Here is a 19,572-nt window from a genome sequence, read left to right on the forward strand (position 1 = left end):
TTTTGGCACCGCTTAAAAGTTAAGAAGCTGAATAAACAAGCTTAAATCGCTCACAAACAAGAAGCATATCTTCCTTAAATGTTAATCCGTACGGCTTAAGGGCTTCTGTGAAAAATTCTTCATGTTCTTTGTACCAATAGTCATATGAAAGATCGCCTTCACCTTCTGCTTTTGCAAATGATTCAGGAACCTCATTCATTGGCATGATATCTACTTGCGTGATCTCTATGATGGCTTTTGGTTCCTCCTGACTGTCCAAAATGACCGCATATTGACCGGGTTTTGGAAGAGGCTCTTGTTCTTTTTCGTAAAAAAGGTATCCAGAACAAGTGGCTGTTTTTTTTCCTTGTTGTACAAGGTCAAGCAAGTGATCTGGATTTGCGCCAAATGCCCAAGCAGAAACAGAGGCGTGATCAGGAGTTTTTTCTGATTTTTCTTCCCAATAAGATTCCCAAAATAAAGTGCTTTTGTGGTTCATTCTTTTTCCCCCTTTGTTATGAGTTTATTATATCGTGAAGTTTCAAACTTGGAAAACGTATGTCTTTATTACTACTAGATGTGCATGTCATATGTTTTGAAAACATGTGTTTTGTTTGGCAGATATAGGATGATAGAATGAAAAATTTTGAAATTTTAGAATAATCTATTGTATTCTGGTCAAGAAGTCGGTAAGGTCAAAGTAAGAATATGGAAGGGGTGTTGTTCATGAAACGCATTTCTCTAACTGTTTTGTCCATATGTCTGTTTGTTTTCTCGTTTTTCCTGCCGGTCAGCCAAGTCACTGCAAACGAAACTCATGGGAATAAAGTAGCTGTTGGCAAAGATGGTATGGTGGCTACTGCACATCCGCTTGCATCGGAGATTGGTGCTGACGTATTGAAAAAAGGTGGGAACGCAGTGGATGCTGCTGTTGCCATTCAGTACGCACTTAACGTAACAGAGCCAATGATGTCTGGAATTGGCGGCGGCGGATTTATGATGGTTTATGATGGGAAGACAAAGGAAACATCCATCATCAATAGCAGAGAGCGAGCACCACAGGGCGCAACACCTGACATGTTTTTAACAGATGATGGAAAAGTGATTCCGTTTGCTGAGCGCTCTACACATGGAAATGCGGTAGGTGTTCCAGGGACTGTAAAAGGTCTTGAAGCTGCATTAGATAAGTGGGGTACTCGTTCTATGAAGGAATTGATTGAGCCCTCCATTCAACTTGCAGAAGATGGTTTTGAAATTGATTCTGTCTTGGCAAATGCGATTGATGATCACCAAGGGAAATTGAAAAAAACGGCCGCAGCGCCAATTTTTCTTCCAAATGATCAGCCGCTCGAAGAAGGAGATCTGCTTGTCCAGCCAGGTCTTGCAAAAACATTTAAACTCATTGCGAAAAAAGGAAGCAAAGCGTTTTATGAAGGAAAAGTAGCAAAGGCACTTGCAAATACAGTTCAAGATTTTGGCGGGACGATGACTTCAAAAGATATCAAACGTTATGAAGTCAAGACTGACAAGCCAATCTGGGGAGACTATAAAGGATATCAGCTTGCAAGCATGCCTCCACCAAGCTCAGGCGGGGTGTTTATGCTACAAATTCTCAAAATACTTGACCATTTTAACCTGTCTCAGTATGACCCCAAATCATTCGAAAAATATCAGCTGCTTGCTGAAACAATGCACCTCTCCTATGCTGACAGAGCCGCATATGCCGGCGACCCCGAATTCGTAGATGTTCCACTAAAAGGACTACTAGACGATGATTACATTTCAGAAAGAGCCTCTCTCATTCAATTAGATCAAATGAATCGCAGCCCGAAAGAAGGAGATCCTTGGGCATATGAGGATGAAAAAAATCCATCCCCAATTGTTCCTCAGCCAGAAGATAAAACCATTGGTGAGACGACCCATTTTACTGTTGCAGATCAGTGGGGAAATGTTGTGTCATTTACAACAACCATTGAACAATTATTTGGTACAGGGATTCTTGTTCCAGAGTATGGATTTTTCTTAAATAATGAACTGACTGATTTTGATGCAAGACCTGGTGGGGCAAATGAAGTCCAGCCCAATAAACGTCCATTATCAAGTATGACCCCGACGATCATTTTTAAAGATGGAGAGCCTGTCATGACTGTTGGGTCTCCTGGTGGAACGACGATCATTGCTTCTGTTTCACAGACGATTCTCAATTTACTTGAATATGACATGGAGCTACAGGATGCGGTAGAAGAGCCAAGAATCTACACAAACAGCTTAACTTCGTATCGTTATGAAGTAGGTGTCCCTCTAGATGTAAGAACAAAGTTAAATGATATGGGTCACCAGTTTGGCAGTTCCCCTATTGATATAGGGAATGTGCAAGCTTTACTGATTGATCGAAAAGCAGGGACATTCACTGGAGTAGCTGATTCAACGAGAAATGGAACTGCTGTTGGTGTCAATCTAAAGGTAGCTGCAGATCAATAGCATTTCCCGGGAAAAGAAGCGCCTCATCAAGAAGGCGTTTCTTTTTAGTTTTCATTAAAATAAAAACACAGTTGACACCTGTGAATAGTTTGAATAATATATAGACTAACATCAATCATACATAGCTGATCGGACAACCGAAGGCTCTTGGCATTGACGTACAGGACTTTTTTGTACTTCAATCGCTGAGGGCCTTTTTTGCGTATAGAACTGAAAACGGCAAGGTTGGTGTCACTATTCAATGTGAAAGGGAGCGGATAACATGAAAAAATGGATATGGATTTCTATTGCGATGACACTTTTCATCATCACAAGTGCTGCATGCTCAAATGCGAATGAAGCCTCAAATCAAAAGGGAAAGGTTGAGCTGTTGAATGTGTCATACGATCCTACACGTGAATTGTATCAGGAATACAATCAAGCCTTTCAGACTTATTGGAAAGACAAAACCGGTGAAGATGTGACAATACAGCAGTCTCATGGAGGGTCAGGTAAGCAGGGGAGATCGATTATTGATGGACTCGAAGCAGACGTGGCTACACTTGCTCTTGGGTACGACATTGATGCCATTGCAGATCGAGGGCTACTTTCAAAGGATTGGCAAAAAGAATTTCCGAATCAGTCCACACCTTATACGTCTACTATTGTGTTTCTTGTGAAGAAAGGAAACCCCAAAAAAATTAAAGACTGGGATGACTTGATTCAGCCAGGTGTATCCATCATCACACCTAATCCAAAAACGTCAGGCGGTGCAAGATGGAATTATTTAGCCGCATGGGCATATGCCGATAAAACCTTTCATGGGGATGAAGAAAAAACGAAGGATTTTGTGAAAAAGTTATATGAGCATGTCGAGGTGCTCGATTCAGGTGCTCGTGGCGCCACAACAACTTTTGTCGAGCGCGGTCTTGGTGACGTGTTAATTGCTTGGGAAAATGAAGCCTATTTGACACTGCATGAATTAGGCAAAGACAAATTTGAGATTGTCAGTCCCTCCATTAGTATTCTAGCAGAGCCGCCCGTTGCCGTTGTCGACCAAAATGTGAAACGAAAAGGAACAGAGAAAGTGGCAAAGGCTTATTTAGATTATTTGTATTCTAAAAAAGGACAGGAAATTGCGGCGAAAAACTATTATCGACCAAGAAATCAAGAAGTGCTAAACAAATATAAAGATCAATTTAAAGAGATTGATATGGTGACCATTGATCAGGCATTTGGCGGATGGCGAAAGGCGCAGAAAAGATTTTTTGATGATGGCGGATTATTTGATCAAATATATAGCGGACAAAAATAGGGGGCGACGTGATGAAGAAAGGCTATGCTGCCGCCAATAAAAGAAAACGTGTATTGCCTGGATTCGGGCTGAGTCTCGGAGTGACACTTGTTTATGTCAGTGCGATTGTCGTGATTCCTTTATCTATGGTATTTATTTGGACGGCTTCATTAGGAGCAGAAGGAATTTGGAATGTCTTTAGTGATGCGCGGGTGCTAAAGTCGCTGCAGCTTACGGTTACGACTTCTTTTGCAGCTGCACTCATCAATGCAGGTTTCGGTGTACTGATCGCATGGGTTCTCACGCGGTACTCGTTTCCAGGAAAGAACATCCTGGATGCCCTCATCGATTTGCCGTTTGCTCTTCCAACGGCAGTGGCTGGCATCGCTTTGACGACTCTTTATTCTCCGAATGGGTGGATTGGGCAATTTTTGCATGTGAAGGTGGCATACACCCCGCTCGGTATTATTTTGGCACTGATTTTTATTGGCGTTCCATTTGTCATAAGAACGGTTCAACCGGTCATTGAGGGGCTTGAGCAGGAAGTGGAAGAGGCCGCAGCTATACTTGGTGCTACAAGAAAACAGACCTTTTTTCATGTACTGTTGCCTGCCTTGTTTCCAGCGGTGCTGACTGGATTTTCTCTTGCATTTGCAAGAGCACTCGGTGAATATGGCTCCGTTGTGTTTATAGCGGGAAATATTCCGTTTAAAACAGAGATTACACCACTGATGATCATGTCTAAGCTTGAGCAGTATGATTATCAAGGTGCCGCAGCCATTGCCTGTTTCATGCTGCTCTTATCATTTGTCATTTTGTTATTGATTCACGGATTGCAGTGGTTTGTCGAGCGGAAAAAACAAGTGGAAGTGAGGTGAGACGATTGGAAAGGGAGCTTCTTAAAGAGCACCGCATCAAGTACAGGAGTCCTGTGACGGAATCAAAAGCGGTGAAGAGTATGTTGATTGGTGTGGTGTATGCTTTTTTGATTTTGTTTTTACTCATGCCGTTGATTGCTGTGTTTTCAAAGGCTTTTGAGAAAGGATGGAGTTCTTATCTTCTTGCCATCTCACATCCAGACACGCTTGCTGCAATTAAATTGACTGTTTTCATTGTGATGATCACATTGCCGCTTCAAATGATTTTTGGGGTCAGTGCTGCTTGGCTCATCACAAAATTTCATTTCCCGGGAAAACGTTTGTTAACGACTGTCATTGATCTTCCGTTTGCGGTGTCACCTGTCATTGCAGGACTTGTATTTGTACTTTTATTTGGTTCAAATGGACTTTTAGGACCGTGGCTTTTAGCAAATGGATGGAAAGTGATTTACTCTGTACCGGGGATGATTCTTGCGACTATCTTTGTGACATTTCCTTTTGTTGCGAGAGAGTTAATTCCGTTTATGCAAAATGAAGGCATTCATGAGGAAGAAGCATCGCTTACGCTTGGTGCCAGTGGGTGGAAGACCTTTTTCCTTGTGACACTTCCAAATATAAAATGGGCCCTTTTTTACGGCGCCATTTTAGCAGGGGCTAGGGCAATTGGTGAATTTGGTGCAGTGTCGGTTGTATCCGGTCATATCCGCGGAATGACGAATACGATGCCGCTTCATATAGAAATTCTATACAACGAGTATCAATTCCAAGCGGCTTTTGCCGTGGCCTCTCTCATGGCATTTGTAGCGGTCATTACATTAATCATCAAGCAGATCATTCAGCAGATGGATCATAGGCTTGGCAAGCGTTCAAAATAAGTGGAGGGATCAGCCTTGGGGATTACAGTGAAACAAATATCAAAGCAATTTGGGCAGACGAAGGTTTTGCAAAACGTGGATTTGATGATCAGAAATGGGGAATTGATTTCCTTACTTGGACCGTCTGGGTCAGGTAAGACGACTTTATTAAGAATTATTGCAGGGCTTGATGATGCGAATACAGGGCAGATCTTATTTGGAGAACAGGATTATACTCACATCCCAGTGCGAAAACGGCAAATTGGTTTTGTCTTTCAGCAATATGCGCTTTTTCGAAATATGACGGTATTTGATAATGTGGCTTATGGATTGAAGATGAAACCTAGAGGAGAAAGGTTGCCTAAAAAAGACATCAAAGAGCGGGTGCATGAGTTGCTGAAAGTCGTTCAATTAACGCAGTATGAACATCGTTATCCAGAGCAGCTGTCAGGTGGACAAAAGCAGCGTGTAGCACTTGCACGTGCACTTGCCGTCAAACCGAAAGCTCTTCTCTTAGATGAACCTTTTGGTGCACTAGATTCAAAGGTGAGAAAAGACTTAAGACATTGGCTGAAAAAAGTTCATCAAGAATTTCAAATGACGACCATCTTTGTGACGCATGATCAAGAAGAAGCGTTTGATATCGCTGATCGTGTTGTGGTGATGAATGAGGGCAGAATCGAAAAAATCGGCACAAAAAAAGAAATGACAGAGCAGACAGACAACCTTTTTGTATCTGAGTTTTTAGATATAGGAAGCCATATTTAACAAGAAATTGATGTGATGTAATGAAAGAGATGCGGCAAAAAGCTGCATCTTTTTTTATAAAAATTTTCCTAGGAACATTGACTTATAATTTCGAATATTATAATATCTTTACAAAGGTAACAGTATTGAACATTTTATAACACATCTGTTTGTAAGCGCTTTACAAAAGGTTCTATTTTAAAATGTTCATTCTATTTGTTACATGTGTTCATATTTATACCAAATGAAAGGGGTGGTTGTTTGAACAGCTTGTTTGAGTTAGATCAACAGCTGATTGAGCTGCAGTACGAAGCATCTTCAAGTGAGGAGGTGACTGCCTATTTAGCAGAAAGGTTAGAAACTGGAGGGTATATTAAATCGAGCTTTTTACCAGCAGTGCTTGAAAGAGAAAAAACATATCCGACCGGTCTTCCTCTTGCGACCTTTGGGGTAGCCATTCCCCATACAGATCCTGAACATGTAAACAAACCGGCGATCAGTGTAGCGACATTAAAGGAACCTGTTATTTTTCATAAGATGGGAAGCCCTCATGAGACAGTTCAAGCCAAAATTGTGTTCGTTCTGGCAATCTCTGAACCTAGTAAGCAGCTCGTGATGTTAGAGAAACTGATGACGCTTTTCAGAAAAGAAGAAGTAATGACAAGATTATCTCACATGACATCGTATGAAGAAGCCGTTGATGTACTTCAAAAAGAATTAAACCAATAGTTATTCAAGACATAATGTAAGCGCTTTATTTAAAATCAGGAGGTGGATGTATGATCAAGCAAGCCGTCGATTTCATCTTAGACTTAGGGCCAACAATTATGCTCCCAATTATTATGACGTTATTCGGTATGATTTTAAGGCAAGGATTTAAAAAATCCTTCCGTGCAGGTATTACCATCGGAATTGGATTTGTCGGGGTCAATCTTGTCATTAATTTACTTGTAAGCGGTCTTGGACCAGCAGCCAAAGCCATGGTCAATTCCCTTGGATTAAAGCTTGATATTTTAGATGTCGGTTGGCCGATTGGAGCCGCCATTTCTTTTGGTACACCTGTTGCCCCTTTGATGATTCCTCTTGTGCTCTTGTTAAATGTCATTTTGCTGTCTGTTAACTTTACGAAAACATTGAATGTGGATATTTGGAATTTCTGGCATTTGATTTTCGCTGCTTCTGTTACTTACTACGCTTATCATAATATGTTCTTAGCTCTTGCCGTTGGTTTAATCGTTTCTGCGATTACACTAAAACTCGCCGATTGGACGGCACCGACGATTGAACACCATTTCGGATTAAAAGGCGTATCGATGGCTCATGCTGAAACGGTCAACTTCGCTCCGCTCATGTATGCGTCAAACCGCGTGATTGATAAAATCCCTGGTTTAAACAAAATTCATGCGGATCCAGAAACTTTGAAAAAACGTTTTGGCATCTTTGGTGAACCGCTTGTGATGGGTCTTATACTTGGTATCATTATTGGTCTTCTTGGCGGCTATGATGCAAAAGGTGTCATGACCCTTGGAATTCAAATGGCTGCAGTGCTTGTGTTAATGCCAAGAATGGTTGCTTTATTAATGGAAGGACTTATTCCAATCTCTGAGGGTGCTCGTTCTTATATTCAAAAGCGTTTCCCTGGAAAAAATGTCTATATTGGTTTGGATACAGCGATTGTCATTGGTCATCCAGCGAATATGGCTGTAGCCCTTTTGATGGTGCCAATCACCATTTTGCTCGCTGTTGTCCTTCCTTACAATGGTATGCTGCCGTTTGCAGACTTATCGGTTCTGCCATTTACAGTGGTATGGGCAGTAGCAGCCGCTCGTGGAAATATTATTCGCGGCCTCATTAACAGTATTTTTACTTTAATGATTGTCTTCTTCATTGCAACGAACCTTGCACCACTCGCCACAACAATGGGGAAAGCAGTTGGTTTCGATTTCCCAGAAGGGGCAAATATGATTTCTGGTATTGATCTCGGTTCTCACGTCATTCCTTGGATCATGGTGAGACTTCTTGATCCGAGCAATCCTTACTTCATTGCAGCGATTGTCTGTGCACTGGCATATGCGCTTCTTTGGTACTGGGTGCGAAATGATATTAAAAAGCAGTATGCAAAAGAAATGGGCTTAGATCAGAAAGATCAATAAATGAGCTGGAGGGATTCTCATGGCAAAAAAAATATTAGTATCTTGCGGAACGGCAGTTGCTACGTCAACGGTTGTGGCAAAAAAGGTAGAAGAGACATTAAAGGAAAAAGGATACGATGTCATCGTTGAACAGTGTAAGGCATCTGAGGTTCCGCAGAAAGCGGAGGGTGCTGATTTAATTGTGACGACAACGCCTGTTAGTGATACAAAAGGAACGCCTGTGATTCAAACGTTATCTTTTTTAACGGGATTTGGCATTGAAGAGGATATTGAAAAAATTATCGATCATATTAAGTGAACGATGGTTGCGTGGAGGAGCTGCGAAAGCTCCTTCCATGTCATTTGAAAGGAGGAGCTCTTATGCAGCAGCATGCTTATAGCCGAACGTCTGCCATGTTTTCTATTTTCCTTCCGGCCTTGTTAATATGTGTGTTTTTTCTCTGGTCTCTTTATACGTTGATGTCGGCAGGACCTGAGCCATTAGCTGTGTTAGGTGTCTATACGCTGCCTATCCTTATGCTTTCTAGCATCACAGGCCTGAATCAGCCAACGAATATCATGATTAGTGAAGATGAACTGAAAATAGGTGCTTTTGGTAGGTGGCACACATATGCCGTGTCCGATATTAAAGGAACATTGTTTTTAAAACCATATCCTCATATCGGGAAAGTATATGTCAGAGTGGGACCTGCGCGAATATTTGGCGGACGCTACTGGATTTCAAGTGAGATGAGTGAGTACAAGCAGCTCGTTCAATCCTTGCAGAGTCTTGCGACATGTGATGAAAAGGAGGATGCGGCTAAATGAAATCAGCTGTCTTTTATTCTTCAGAGGACATTCGTTACGAGGAGCGGAAGCGGCCAGCCATTGGTGATGATGAAGTATTATTAAAAATGCGTGCCTGCGGTTTATGCGGGACGGATATTTATAAAGCGACACATGAGACGGTACCTCCTGGCACAGTGCTAGGGCATGAAATCGCTGGTGACATTATCGAAACAGGCCGTCACGTCACACATGTTCAAACGGGAGACAGGGTGTATGTAGCGCATCATGTCCCTTGTTTTACTTGTGACTTTTGTCAAAGGGGATTTTATACAATGTGTCCGCAATTTGCAGCCACAAATGTAGAGCCGGGCGGTTTTTCGGAATATATTCGTGTTCCTGCTTTACATGTGAAGCATACAATGGGCAAGCTCCCACATGGCGTCTCATATGAACAAGGAGCGATGGTTGAACCGGTTGCCTGCTGTCTTCACGGCTTTGAAAGGGCGCCCGTTCATCCTGGAGATTCTGTCTTGATTCTTGGAGCGGGGCAAATTGGCTGCATTCAATTACAGCTTGCCAAATATTATTTGGCTGGAAAAGTGTTGATCACAGACGTAAATGAGAACAGGCTCCTTCAAGCAAGAAATCTTGGGGCGGACGTCGCCTTTCATCCAGCATCTGAGCCAGTAGAAAACCGCGTCATGAAAGAAACAGATGGAAAGGGAGCGGACCTTGTTATTATTTCTGTGGGGAGCAGTGCGCTTTTAAAAGAAGCATTTCAAGCTGTTGCAAGAGGCGGAACGATTTTGGTCTTTGCTCACTTTCCGAAAGGGGATGTCTCCATTCCAGCAGAACGTTTTTTCCATGATGAAGTGAAAGTAGTCGGAGCTTATTCCTCGCATCCATATCATTATCGTGAAGCGCTGGAGCTCTTAAAAGCGAAGGTCGTTCATACAGAAAAAATGGTGACGCATCGATATCCATTAAGTCAGCTTCGTCAGGCGATAGAATGCGCTAGGCATCCAGAAGGTGAAAGCGTCAAAATCATGATGTATCCAGATGAATGAGAATGTACGAGATGGAGAGAAAGAGAAGGTCTTTGGAAAAGGGCTTTGCCTTTCTCTTTTTTTCTGAAAAAAGATGAAAACGCTTAAAAAATAAACGGAAATGCTTGACTTCAATGAGAGTTAAACGTATGATAATTACAAATGTAACACATAAGAACAAATGTAAAGGGGAGAGAAAAAATGCAAAAACAAATCACTTTGCCTGAACAGATTAGTCATGAGAAATTAGCAGATTTATATAAACAAATGTGGTTAGTAAGATATTTTGATGAAAAGGTCGATCAATTCTTTGCTAAAGGATTAATCCATGGAACGACCCATTTATGTGTTGGACAGGAAGCATCGGCTGTTGGATCTATTGCTGTATTAAAGGATGAAGATAAGATTGTCAGTACACACCGCGGACATGGTCACTGTATTGCAAAAGGTGCAGAGGTCAATAAAATGATGGCTGAACTGTTCGGACGTGAAACAGGTTACTGCAAAGGAAAAGGGGGTTCCATGCATATTGCCGACTTAGAAAAAGGAAACCTTGGGGCAAATGGAATTGTTGGCGGCGGTATTCCGCTTGCAACAGGTGCGGCGCTCACGTCCAAGATGAAAAAGGAAGGCTTTGTGGTCCTTTGTTTCTTCGGAGACGGCGCTACAAATGAAGGCAGCTTCCATGAAGCGCTGAACCTTGCTTCCATTTGGGATTTACCTGTTGTGTTTATTTGTGAAAACAACCAATACGGCATGTCTGGTCCTGTAAAAGAAATGATCAACATTGAAGACATCTCAACAAGAGCAGAAAGCTACGGAATGCCAGGGAAAACAGTTGATGGAAATGACATGGTTGAGATCATGAATACAGTAGATGAAGCGGTCAGCCGTGCAAGAGCTGGAGAAGGGCCATCACTCATTGAAATGAAAACGTATCGCTGGAAGGGTCACTCAAAGAGTGATGCGAAAAAATACCGTACACGTGAAGAAGAGACAGAATGGAGACAAAAAGACGGAATTAAACGCTTTAAGTCACTCTTAATGGAGCTAGATGTTCTGACAGAAGAGCAGGCTGCTCGTTTACAAGAAGAAGCGAAGCAAGAGATCGAGGCATCTGTTGAATTTGCGAAAAATAGTAAAGAACCATCAATTGACACACTATTAGAGGATGTATACGCCTAATTAGGAGGGGAATCACGTGACAAACACGACAGTGAGAGAGATTTCATATTTAGAAGCCGTTCGAGAAGCAATGAGTCAGGAAATGAGAAAAAATCATGATGTCTTCATTTTAGGTGAAGATATCGGCGTATACGGTGGCGCATTTGGTGTCACGCGCGGGATGATCGAGGAATTCGGTCCAGAACGCGTCCGCAATACGCCGATTTCAGAGGCTGCCATCGCAGGAGGCGCAGTCGGAGCGGCTTTGACAGGGATGCGTCCGATTTTAGAACTGCAATTCTCTGACTTTATTACAATTGCAATGGATCAGCTTGTAAACCAAGCAGCGAAAACACGTTACATGTTTGGCGGAAAAGGGAAGGTGCCGCTTGTTGTCAGAACACCAGCAGGTTCCGGGACAGGTGCCGCAGCGCAGCACTCCCAAAGCTTAGAAGCGTGGATGGCTCATATTCCTGGACTAAAGGTGGTTCAGCCTTCAACAGCTTATGATGCAAAAGGACTTTTAAAAGCAGCAATGGATGATGACAACCCTGTCATTTTCTATGAACACAAGCTTTTATATAAAACAATCGGTGAAGTACCAGAAGAGCAGTATTCGATTCCTTTAGGGAAAGCGGATGTGAAGAGAAGCGGAAAGGACGTCACAATTGTCGCAACAGCCATTATGGTGCACAAAGCGCTCGAAGCAGCGAAGGAACTAGAAGCGGAAGGAATCGATGTCGAGATCATTGATCCGAGAACGCTCGTCCCATTAGATGAAGAAACCATTATTGAATCTGTGAAAAAAACAGGCAAATGTATCGTTGTGCATGAGGCAGTGAAACGAGGCGGCTACGGCGGAGAGATTGCCAGTATGATAGCGGAAAGTGAAGCCTTCGACTATTTAGATGCACCTATTAAACGACTTGGCGGTCTTGCCGTCCCAATACCGTACAACCCAACGCTGGAAAAAGCAGTCATTCCACAAGTGCCAGATATTATTGAAGCAGCAAAAGAGCTCGTGCGCTCTTAAGTAAAGGGGAGAAGATCATGCCAAAAGAGATATTTATGCCGAAGCTAAGCAGTACGATGGAGATCGGTACCTTGCTTCAATGGTTTAAAGAAGAAGGAGATTCGGTTGAAATCGGTGAGCCTCTATTTGAGATTATGACAGACAAAATCAATATCGAGGTTGAAGCCTATGATGATGGCGTTTTTCTAAAGAAATATTACGAAGCAGATGATCAGATTCCAGTTAATGCTGTCATTGGATATATCGGAGAGGCTAATGAGCAGGTACCGAGCGAGCCGCCAGCGCAGTCAGAAGAAGCATCTTCTGAAGACAGCGGAACGTCATCACCATCTGAACCATCTGTTTCGACTGAAGTTGAACCAGCGGTGGGTGAGAAAGTACGCGCAACACCTGCAGCGAGAAAAACGGCAAAAGATCACCAAGTAGCCATTCAAGAAGTATCTGGTACAGGTCCAAAAGGCAGAATTCAAAAACGGGATGTCGAAGCGGCCCTTCAGACGAACGAGGAAGGCCAACGCGTATCACCACTTGCAGGAAAAGTGGCTGCTCGTGAAGGAATCGACTTAGCGAATGTTGCTGGTTCTGGCGCTCACGGAAAAATCATGAAGAGTGATGTGACAGCAGCAGGCGCACAAAAGGCAGAGGCTGCTCCAGTGAGAACACAAAAGCTAGCCGGGATGAGAAAAGTGATCGCAGATCGCATGTCACAAAGTGCCTTTACAGCGCCGCACGTCACATTAACAAGTGAAATTGATATGACAAAAGCAAAAGAAGTGCGCAAACAGCTGCTCCCAGCGATTGAAAAAGAGACAGGCTACAGATTGTCGTTTACAGAAATCATCATCCATGCGGTCAGCAGTGTCCTCACGCGCCATCCGCAAATCAATATGACGTTTGAACAAAATGAGCTCCATTTCCATGAGGATGTGCACATTGGTCTTGCGGTTGCTGTGAAAGACGGCCTAATGGTTCCGGTCATCTCTCATGCAAATCAAAAAGGGCTGAAACAGCTCACAAAAGAAGCAAAAGAAATTGGTCGAAATGCACGCGATCAAAAGCTACTGCCAGACCAGTTGAAGGGGTCTACATTTACCATTAGTAACTTAGGGATGTATGCCATTGACACGTTTACCCCAATTATTAATCAGCCGGAAGTGGCGATTTTAGGTGTTGGACGCATTCAAGAAAAACCTGTAGTGATCGATGGAGAAATTCAGGTGCGGCCAATGATGGGCGTCAGTTTATCATTTGATCATCGAGTGGTAGATGGTGCACCAGCAGCAGCCTTTTTAACAGACCTTAAAAAAGTGCTTGAACAACCATTTGAATTGCTAATGTAGGAGATGAATCGGATGACAAAAACGTATGATCTGACAGTCATTGGCGGAGGGCCTGGCGGATACACTGCCGCCCTTCAAGCCGCTGAACGTGGACACAAAGTTGCATTGATTGAAGAGGATTTTCTAGGGGGGACTTGTTTAAATCGAGGCTGTATCCCTTCAAAGACACTGCTCAAACATGCAGAAGTCATTGAATCCATTGAGAAAGCAAAAAGTTGGGGAATCGAAACAGGTGAGATGGTTCTTTCCTTCGATAAAATGAGAAAACGTAAAGATGATGTCATCGAAAAACTCAGGGGCGGAATCGCCTTTTTATTGAAGCAAGGAAAGATTGATGTATATAACGGCAGAGGCACAGCTGTGACAAAAAATCGCATTGACATTGAAAAACAAGATGGGTCAGAAACGATTGAAACAAAAGAGCTGATCATTGCCACTGGCTCATCACCTGCTATTCCGCCTATTCCAGGGCTCAAAGAGATTCAATTTGACACAAGTGATACGATCTTTGACATCCCAGATATTCCTGCATCTGTCGTCATTATTGGCGGGGGTGTAATTGGTCTTGAGCTGGCATGCATCTTCCAGAGTCTCCAATCAAAAGTCACCATTATAGAAGCCGCTCCGTCGATTATTCCGCAGGAAGATGAAGAAGCGTCGAAATTACTAGAAAAAGAATTGAAGAAAAAAGGCATCCATATTGCAAAGAAAACGACGGTGACAGAGGTAACAGAAAGTGAAGGAGTCAAAGCGATTCATGCGACAGACGATAAAGGAGAAACGCACATCTTTACGGCTGAAAGACTGCTGGTTTGCGTCGGAAGAAGACCAAATGTCTCTGCTGTCAGTCAGCTGGACCTTCAGCTGGATGGTCCTTTTATTAAAGTAAACGACGAGATGAAGACAAGTGCTGAAGGTGTATATGCAATTGGAGATGTAGCCGGCGGCTATCAGCTCGCTCATGCGGCGATGGCAGAGGCAGCTGTTGCGGTTAGCAATATATGCGGCGAGCCTGAAAAAATGAATCACGACATCGTTCCTAGATGTATTTATACATTGCCAGAAGTAGCGAGTGTGGGACTGACAGAGAAAGAGGCAAAAGCCAAAGGGCTGAACGTACGGGCAGAGCGATTTGATTTAGCTGCAAGCGGAAAAGCGTTGGCAGCAGGTGTTCAAACCGGTTTTATTAAACTCGTGTACGATACCGTATATGGTGAAGTCATTGGCGCTACAATGGTTGGTCCGCATGTAACGGAGATGATATCAGAGGCTTCCTCATTTATGTATTTAGAAGGAACAGCGGAAGAGATGGCCAAAATGATTCACCCGCATCCAACCATCTCAGAAGGCTTTTATGAAGCAGCTCTTGATATTGTGAGTAAGCTGAGAAAATAAATGCCAAACAAGGGAGAGGGAGGAGATCCGTGTGCACGTCCAGCTTCATCAGAAAGTGGCACTTGTGACAGATAGCACAGATGGATTTGGAGAAGCCATCTGCCTAGCTTTGGCCCAGGCAGGTGCACATGTTTTCATACACGCTTTTCGTGATGAATCAAAAGCAAAGTCGATAAGCGAAGACATTGAAAAATTAGGCGGCCAATCGACTGTTGTCATCAATCCGCTTGAGACACCGCGTGATGCTACGCTTATGCTAAGACAAGTCATCGATACATGCGGCAAGCTTGATATTTTAGTCAATCAAGCCGAGCAAAAAGCAGATGGGGGGATTGATGACGTAAGTCCTAAGCTATGGGTCGATGAAGTGGAAAGATCCGTAAATACAGTCTTTCTTTCCAGTCAAGCCGCTGTGTGGCATATGGTGGATCAGAAGCAGGGCTGCATCATTAATATTTCCTCATCAGGCAGCATAACAGGTGATGGCGGGATCTCACATGCTACATCAAATAGTATGTTGAATGCCATGACAAAAGGATTAGCGCGCGAATTTAAAGACAAAGGCATCCGGGTATTGGCACTACTTCCGCCGCCTCTCCATTTGCTTCCTGACAAAGAGCAAATCAAGGAGACGGTGGCTCATATGACGGTTTTCTTAAGTACGTCGTACGGTGCATTTACAGATGGAGCAGCGATTATGCTCGATGGGGGTGAGAGCGCTGGCTAATCAACAAAAACCAGTTCTCATCGTAGGTGGCGCCCAAGGAATCGGCAAAGAAATTGCTCAGCGTTTTTTAAAAGAAGGGCATCGTGTAGCTGTGTCAGATATAGATGAACAGGGACTTTCGCTTTTAAAACAACAGCATCCTCAGCTGCTGACGTTCCAAGCTGACGTTTCATCGTGGGAAAGTGTTCAGCAAATGGCGTCAGCAGCTGAAAGGGAGTTGGGTGGCATTGGGCATCTTGTCTATTCAGCAGGAATGACGAAATCCCTTCCTTTTTTAGAGGTTGATTTTTCACTTTGGAAAAAGACACTGGCTGTGAATCTATATGGTCTTTTCTACTGCATTAAAGCATTAGCACCCTATCTATGTGAGCGGAAAGAAGGCAGCGTCGTCATTATTGGATCAGGATCTGCGATAACAGGCTCTGGCGGCGGCATCCAGTATTACGCGTCAAAAGCCGGGGCATTTGGTCTCATGCGTTCGCTTGTAAAGGAATTGGGTTCCCATCATGTCCGCATCAATGTCATTGCACCGCGCGTCATTGAATCTCAGATGCTTGATACGCTCTATCCGACTGAGCTTGAGAAAAGTCAGCTTCGATCCCTTATTCCTATCGGGAGATTAGGAAAACCAGAAGATATTGCTGGAGTCACTTTATTTCTCGCAAGTGACGAGGGAAGCTATTTGCACGGACAGATACTCTTATTAGATGGCGGGAGAACGTATCAGCCTAAATATAGCGAGGGAAAAAGAGCGGAGAGTTAATCGCTCTTTTTTTATTTTCATAACAATTGTTCCAATTAGAAACGAATGTTTGGTATACTGGTAATCATAGTATATTAAAAGGATGATGTCACATGCTGAATTGGGAAGAAAGACGACAGCTCGTCAAGGTTGCTCATCTTTATTATACAGACGGGTGGACGCAGCAGGAGATTGCAAAAAAGCTCAATGTCTCAAGACCAGTCATTTCAAAGCTCTTACAAAAAGCAAAAGATGTGGGAATCGTTGAAGTGTACATTAAAGACGAAAGTATTCATACAGTGGAACTTGAAAAGCAGCTGGAAACGACCTTTCAATTAACGGATGCTGTCGTTGTCCCAAGTGTCGGGACAATGTCTGAGATGGTCAAACGGGCAGTCGGTCAAGCGGGCGCCTATTATCTGTCTAAAAACATGAAAGGCGCTGAGAAAATCGGTATTTCATGGGGAACCACACTTGCCGAGCTCGTCAAGGAATATCCATTTGAGCGAAGAAACGATGTCAAAGTCATTCCTTTAGAGGGCGGAATGGGCAGGCAGGCAGTCGACATTCACGCGAATCAGCTGGCATATGAGCTGGCAAAGAAGATGAATGGTACGTGCTCCTATTTATATGCACCTGCGATTTTAGAAACAGAAGAATTAAAAGAGCGGCTGATGGCGATGCAGGACATAGAAGCTGTGCTTGAAGAAGGCAGAAATGTTGATATTGCCCTGATCGGTATTGGGAATCCGCATAAAGGCTCTACATTGAAAACAGTCGGTTATTTAAAAGAAGAAGATTTGTCTGGTTTAAGGCAATCAGGAGCTGTTGGTGATATTGGTTTTCGTTTCTTTGACGGGGAAGGGAAACCAGTCCAAGATGAGCTGAACCAAAAGGTGATTGGATTATCGTTAGAACAATTAAAGAGCGTGAAAAAAGTCATCGCCGTTGTGGAAGGAACCCATAAGGCTGAAAGTATTTTAGGAGCCTTAAACGGCGGCTTTATTCAGGTGCTCGTCACCGATGAATTGACTGCGGCAGCTATTTTAAAGGAAGCATCTGTCCAATAAACAGCTGACAGCCATCGTATTGTATAAAAAGAGCAACATCAAACGAGAAAGGAGCTGTGTATCTTGAAGCAAACCGAAATGGAAGCAAACCTACACTGTACTCGGTGCCAAGAAGAGACCCTCCACAGCATCGTTTATGTGAATGATCAGATGAAAAGCGTTGAGTGTACAGAGTGTCATCAGAAGATCAGTGTGCAAGTCGACATCATGAAGGAATTTTACAAAGAAGTGTATGAAAAAATTGCCACAAAGCCGAAGCGGATGACGCAGGAGTATAAGGCGAATCTGAATGGATTTATTTCAAGACTCCCCATCCGGGTTTTAAGTAAGCCATACCGGCTGATGAGATATTTAAACGAATCTTATAAGGTCATTAAGCAATATAAAAAATAAAGCAGAGGCTGTCTTAGCGCTCTGCTTTATTTTGTGTTTTTTTCATGTAGTAATAAATCGGCAGTCCAGCAATGCCGATCAGCATGGAGATCAGGCAGCTTTGCCAATCGGTGATCATGGTGCTGATTAAGACAAAGAAAGAGCCGATAATCGCAATGATCGGTGTGAGCGGGTAAAGTGGTACGCTATAAGCGCGCTTCATTCCCTTGTTTTGTTTTCTTAACTTAAAGACAGCGAAAAAGGCCATCACATAAAAGATGTAAATCATGAAAATCGAAACCTCTGACAGCTTCTCGGGATTACTGACGATCATAAACACAATGGCAATCAAAATCTGAACAAATACAGCGATCCAAGGTGTTTGAAAAGTAGGATGAATGCGTGAAATGGCTTTGGCAAATGGAATTTGTTTTCGTTCTGCCATCGCAAAAATGACACGCGGGAACGAAAGAACCTTTCCATTCAAACAGCCAAAGATACTAATGATGATTCCGATACTAATAATTTTACCGCCAATTGGACCAAAGAGCATTGTAGCAGCTGTGCTTGTTGCATTTTCACCTAGTTGAACGATTTGATCAGCTGGTAACACATGCAAAAGGGCGATGTTAATAAAGAGATAACATGCTGTGACAATTAAAATACCGCCTGCCATCGCGCGAGGAAGCAGTTTCTCTGGATTTTTCATTTCACCGCCAAGCGCTGCAAGCAAAATCCAGCCATCATAGGCGAATAATGTTGCCAAAATTGCTGCACCGAAGTTCATTTGTGCGATACTCTCATTGACGGCTGTGAAAATATGTTCATTTCCTTTCCATAAGCCAAACACAATAATTGCTGCAATTGGAACAAGCTTTCCGATCGTGGTCAGTCCTTGGACAAAACCACCGTATTTCGTTCCCATGATGTTGATCACACATAAAAAAAGAACGGTGATAATGCCAATCGTTGTAGCCCATAAAGAAGAAAGAGAAAATAAATTAGCTAATAATGAACCAAAATAAAGACCAAGAGCACCAATAATCGCTGGTCCGTAAATAATAATTTGCACCCAGCCACATAAGTAGCCCCAAAATTCACCGTACACTTCTTCAAGATAGGCATATAAACCGCCAGTACGCGGGATTTGTGTACCGATTTCAGCGACTGTTAGTCCGCCTGCAAGGGTTAAGATCCCGCCTAACAGCCATGCGAATAAGGCGATGTCTGAGCTTCCTGAATAAGAAAGGACGTTGCCAGGCTTCATAAAAACGCCAGATCCAATAATTGTTCCGATGACAAGAGATAGGGCAAAAAATAAGCCGATGTCTTGTTTTAACGCTGGTTGTTCTTTGTTCATTACACACGACCTCCTGCATTACTTTCGTACGTTACTGTGACATGTATTTTGTTCATTGTAATACGATTTTAGGAAAACAAGAATTAAAAAAATTTTCTGATTTTCGTATTTGTATTTAAAAGTGTTCATTTATTGGAGATATTAGGATGAATGTTATCTTAAAAGCGAACAATAGAAGATTATTTTTGAT

Annotated in this window: 20 protein-coding genes; 18 read left to right on the forward strand and 2 right to left on the reverse strand. The window is 42.9% G+C overall.

Annotated features, from left to right (window positions below):
- Positions 1–19: 19 nt before the first annotated feature.
- The gene (locus MHI58_RS06130) at positions 20–478 is read right to left on the reverse strand and encodes an ASCH domain-containing protein (RefSeq protein ID WP_073414248.1); all 459 of its coding nucleotides are present in this window, start codon (positions 476–478) and stop codon (positions 20–22) included.
- Between the two features lie 227 nt (positions 479–705).
- On the opposite strand from MHI58_RS06130, the gene ggt reads away from it, so the two are divergent.
- From ggt to MHI58_RS06220, 18 genes are all read left to right on the forward strand, one after another.
- Positions 706–2,460 carry a gamma-glutamyltransferase gene (gene ggt / locus MHI58_RS06135; protein ID WP_035700423.1) on the forward strand — a complete coding sequence of 585 codons (1,755 nt, stop codon included), beginning with the start codon at positions 706–708 and terminating at the stop codon, positions 2,458–2,460.
- Between the two features lie 262 nt (positions 2,461–2,722).
- Positions 2,723–3,754: a sulfate ABC transporter substrate-binding protein gene (locus tag MHI58_RS06140; protein WP_045034931.1), complete on the forward strand. Its 1,032-nt coding sequence runs from the start codon at positions 2,723–2,725 to the stop codon at positions 3,752–3,754.
- 11 nt (positions 3,755–3,765) lie between these two features.
- Positions 3,766–4,611, forward strand: a complete 846-nt coding sequence (cysT, locus tag MHI58_RS06145; RefSeq protein WP_024719596.1) for a sulfate ABC transporter permease subunit CysT — start codon at positions 3,766–3,768, stop codon at positions 4,609–4,611.
- 5 nt (positions 4,612–4,616) lie between these two features.
- The gene (cysW, locus tag MHI58_RS06150; protein ID WP_045034932.1) at positions 4,617–5,486 is read left to right on the forward strand and encodes a sulfate ABC transporter permease subunit CysW; all 870 of its coding nucleotides are present in this window, start codon (positions 4,617–4,619) and stop codon (positions 5,484–5,486) included.
- Between the two features lie 15 nt (positions 5,487–5,501).
- Complete coding sequence (gene cysA / locus MHI58_RS06155) at positions 5,502–6,233, forward strand: sulfate/molybdate ABC transporter ATP-binding protein (RefSeq protein WP_052659635.1); 732 nt, start codon at positions 5,502–5,504, stop codon at positions 6,231–6,233.
- 240 nt (positions 6,234–6,473) lie between these two features.
- On the forward strand, positions 6,474–6,941 hold the full coding sequence (locus MHI58_RS06160) for a PTS sugar transporter subunit IIA (RefSeq protein WP_024719599.1): 468 nt from the start codon (positions 6,474–6,476) through the stop codon (positions 6,939–6,941).
- Between the two features lie 50 nt (positions 6,942–6,991).
- Entirely contained in the window at positions 6,992–8,365 is a 1,374-nt protein-coding gene (locus MHI58_RS06165) for a PTS galactitol transporter subunit IIC (RefSeq protein ID WP_007498866.1), read from the forward strand.
- 19 nt (positions 8,366–8,384) lie between these two features.
- Positions 8,385–8,663 (forward strand): PTS sugar transporter subunit IIB, encoded by a 279-nt coding sequence (locus MHI58_RS06170; RefSeq protein WP_008346262.1) that lies wholly within the window; start codon positions 8,385–8,387, stop codon positions 8,661–8,663.
- A 62-nt stretch (positions 8,664–8,725) separates the two neighbouring features.
- Positions 8,726–9,172 carry a hypothetical protein gene (locus MHI58_RS06175; RefSeq protein ID WP_017359148.1) on the forward strand — a complete coding sequence of 149 codons (447 nt, stop codon included), beginning with the start codon at positions 8,726–8,728 and terminating at the stop codon, positions 9,170–9,172.
- Complete coding sequence (locus tag MHI58_RS06180; protein ID WP_045034933.1) at positions 9,169–10,200, forward strand: alcohol dehydrogenase catalytic domain-containing protein; 1,032 nt, start codon at positions 9,169–9,171, stop codon at positions 10,198–10,200. The genes MHI58_RS06175 and MHI58_RS06180 overlap by 4 nt, the downstream gene beginning before the upstream one ends.
- Positions 10,201–10,380: 180 nt before the next feature.
- The gene (gene pdhA, locus MHI58_RS06185; RefSeq protein ID WP_008346257.1) at positions 10,381–11,364 is read left to right on the forward strand and encodes a pyruvate dehydrogenase (acetyl-transferring) E1 component subunit alpha; all 984 of its coding nucleotides are present in this window, start codon (positions 10,381–10,383) and stop codon (positions 11,362–11,364) included.
- Positions 11,365–11,395: 31 nt separating this feature from the next.
- Positions 11,396–12,376 carry an alpha-ketoacid dehydrogenase subunit beta gene (locus MHI58_RS06190; RefSeq protein WP_056408057.1) on the forward strand — a complete coding sequence of 327 codons (981 nt, stop codon included), beginning with the start codon at positions 11,396–11,398 and terminating at the stop codon, positions 12,374–12,376.
- Between the two features lie 17 nt (positions 12,377–12,393).
- Positions 12,394–13,716 carry a dihydrolipoamide acetyltransferase family protein gene (locus MHI58_RS06195; protein WP_045034934.1) on the forward strand — a complete coding sequence of 441 codons (1,323 nt, stop codon included), beginning with the start codon at positions 12,394–12,396 and terminating at the stop codon, positions 13,714–13,716.
- Positions 13,717–13,728: 12 nt separating this feature from the next.
- On the forward strand, positions 13,729–15,111 hold the full coding sequence (gene lpdA / locus MHI58_RS06200; RefSeq protein ID WP_056407862.1) for a dihydrolipoyl dehydrogenase: 1,383 nt from the start codon (positions 13,729–13,731) through the stop codon (positions 15,109–15,111).
- 31 nt (positions 15,112–15,142) lie between these two features.
- Entirely contained in the window at positions 15,143–15,838 is a 696-nt protein-coding gene (locus MHI58_RS06205) for an SDR family NAD(P)-dependent oxidoreductase (protein WP_045034936.1), read from the forward strand.
- Positions 15,816–16,601: an SDR family NAD(P)-dependent oxidoreductase gene (locus MHI58_RS06210; RefSeq protein ID WP_024719604.1), complete on the forward strand. Its 786-nt coding sequence runs from the start codon at positions 15,816–15,818 to the stop codon at positions 16,599–16,601. Before MHI58_RS06205 ends, MHI58_RS06210 begins: the two co-directional genes overlap by 23 nt.
- 92 nt (positions 16,602–16,693) lie before the next feature.
- Positions 16,694–17,650, forward strand: coding sequence for a sugar-binding transcriptional regulator (locus tag MHI58_RS06215; protein WP_007498849.1), 957 nt, complete (start codon positions 16,694–16,696; stop codon positions 17,648–17,650).
- Positions 17,651–17,713: 63 nt separating this feature from the next.
- Complete coding sequence (locus tag MHI58_RS06220) at positions 17,714–18,043, forward strand: hypothetical protein (protein WP_024719605.1); 330 nt, start codon at positions 17,714–17,716, stop codon at positions 18,041–18,043.
- A 13-nt stretch (positions 18,044–18,056) separates the two neighbouring features.
- Here the strand turns inward: MHI58_RS06220 and MHI58_RS06225 are convergent, their stop codons facing one another.
- Complete coding sequence (locus MHI58_RS06225) at positions 18,057–19,382, reverse strand: APC family permease (protein WP_045034937.1); 1,326 nt, start codon at positions 19,380–19,382, stop codon at positions 18,057–18,059.
- Positions 19,383–19,572 lie beyond the last annotated feature (190 nt).

The organism is Bacillus sp. FSL K6-2869 (genome assembly GCF_040869405.1).
Lineage (GTDB): Bacteria > Bacillota > Bacilli > Bacillales > Bacillaceae > Bacillus > Bacillus altitudinis.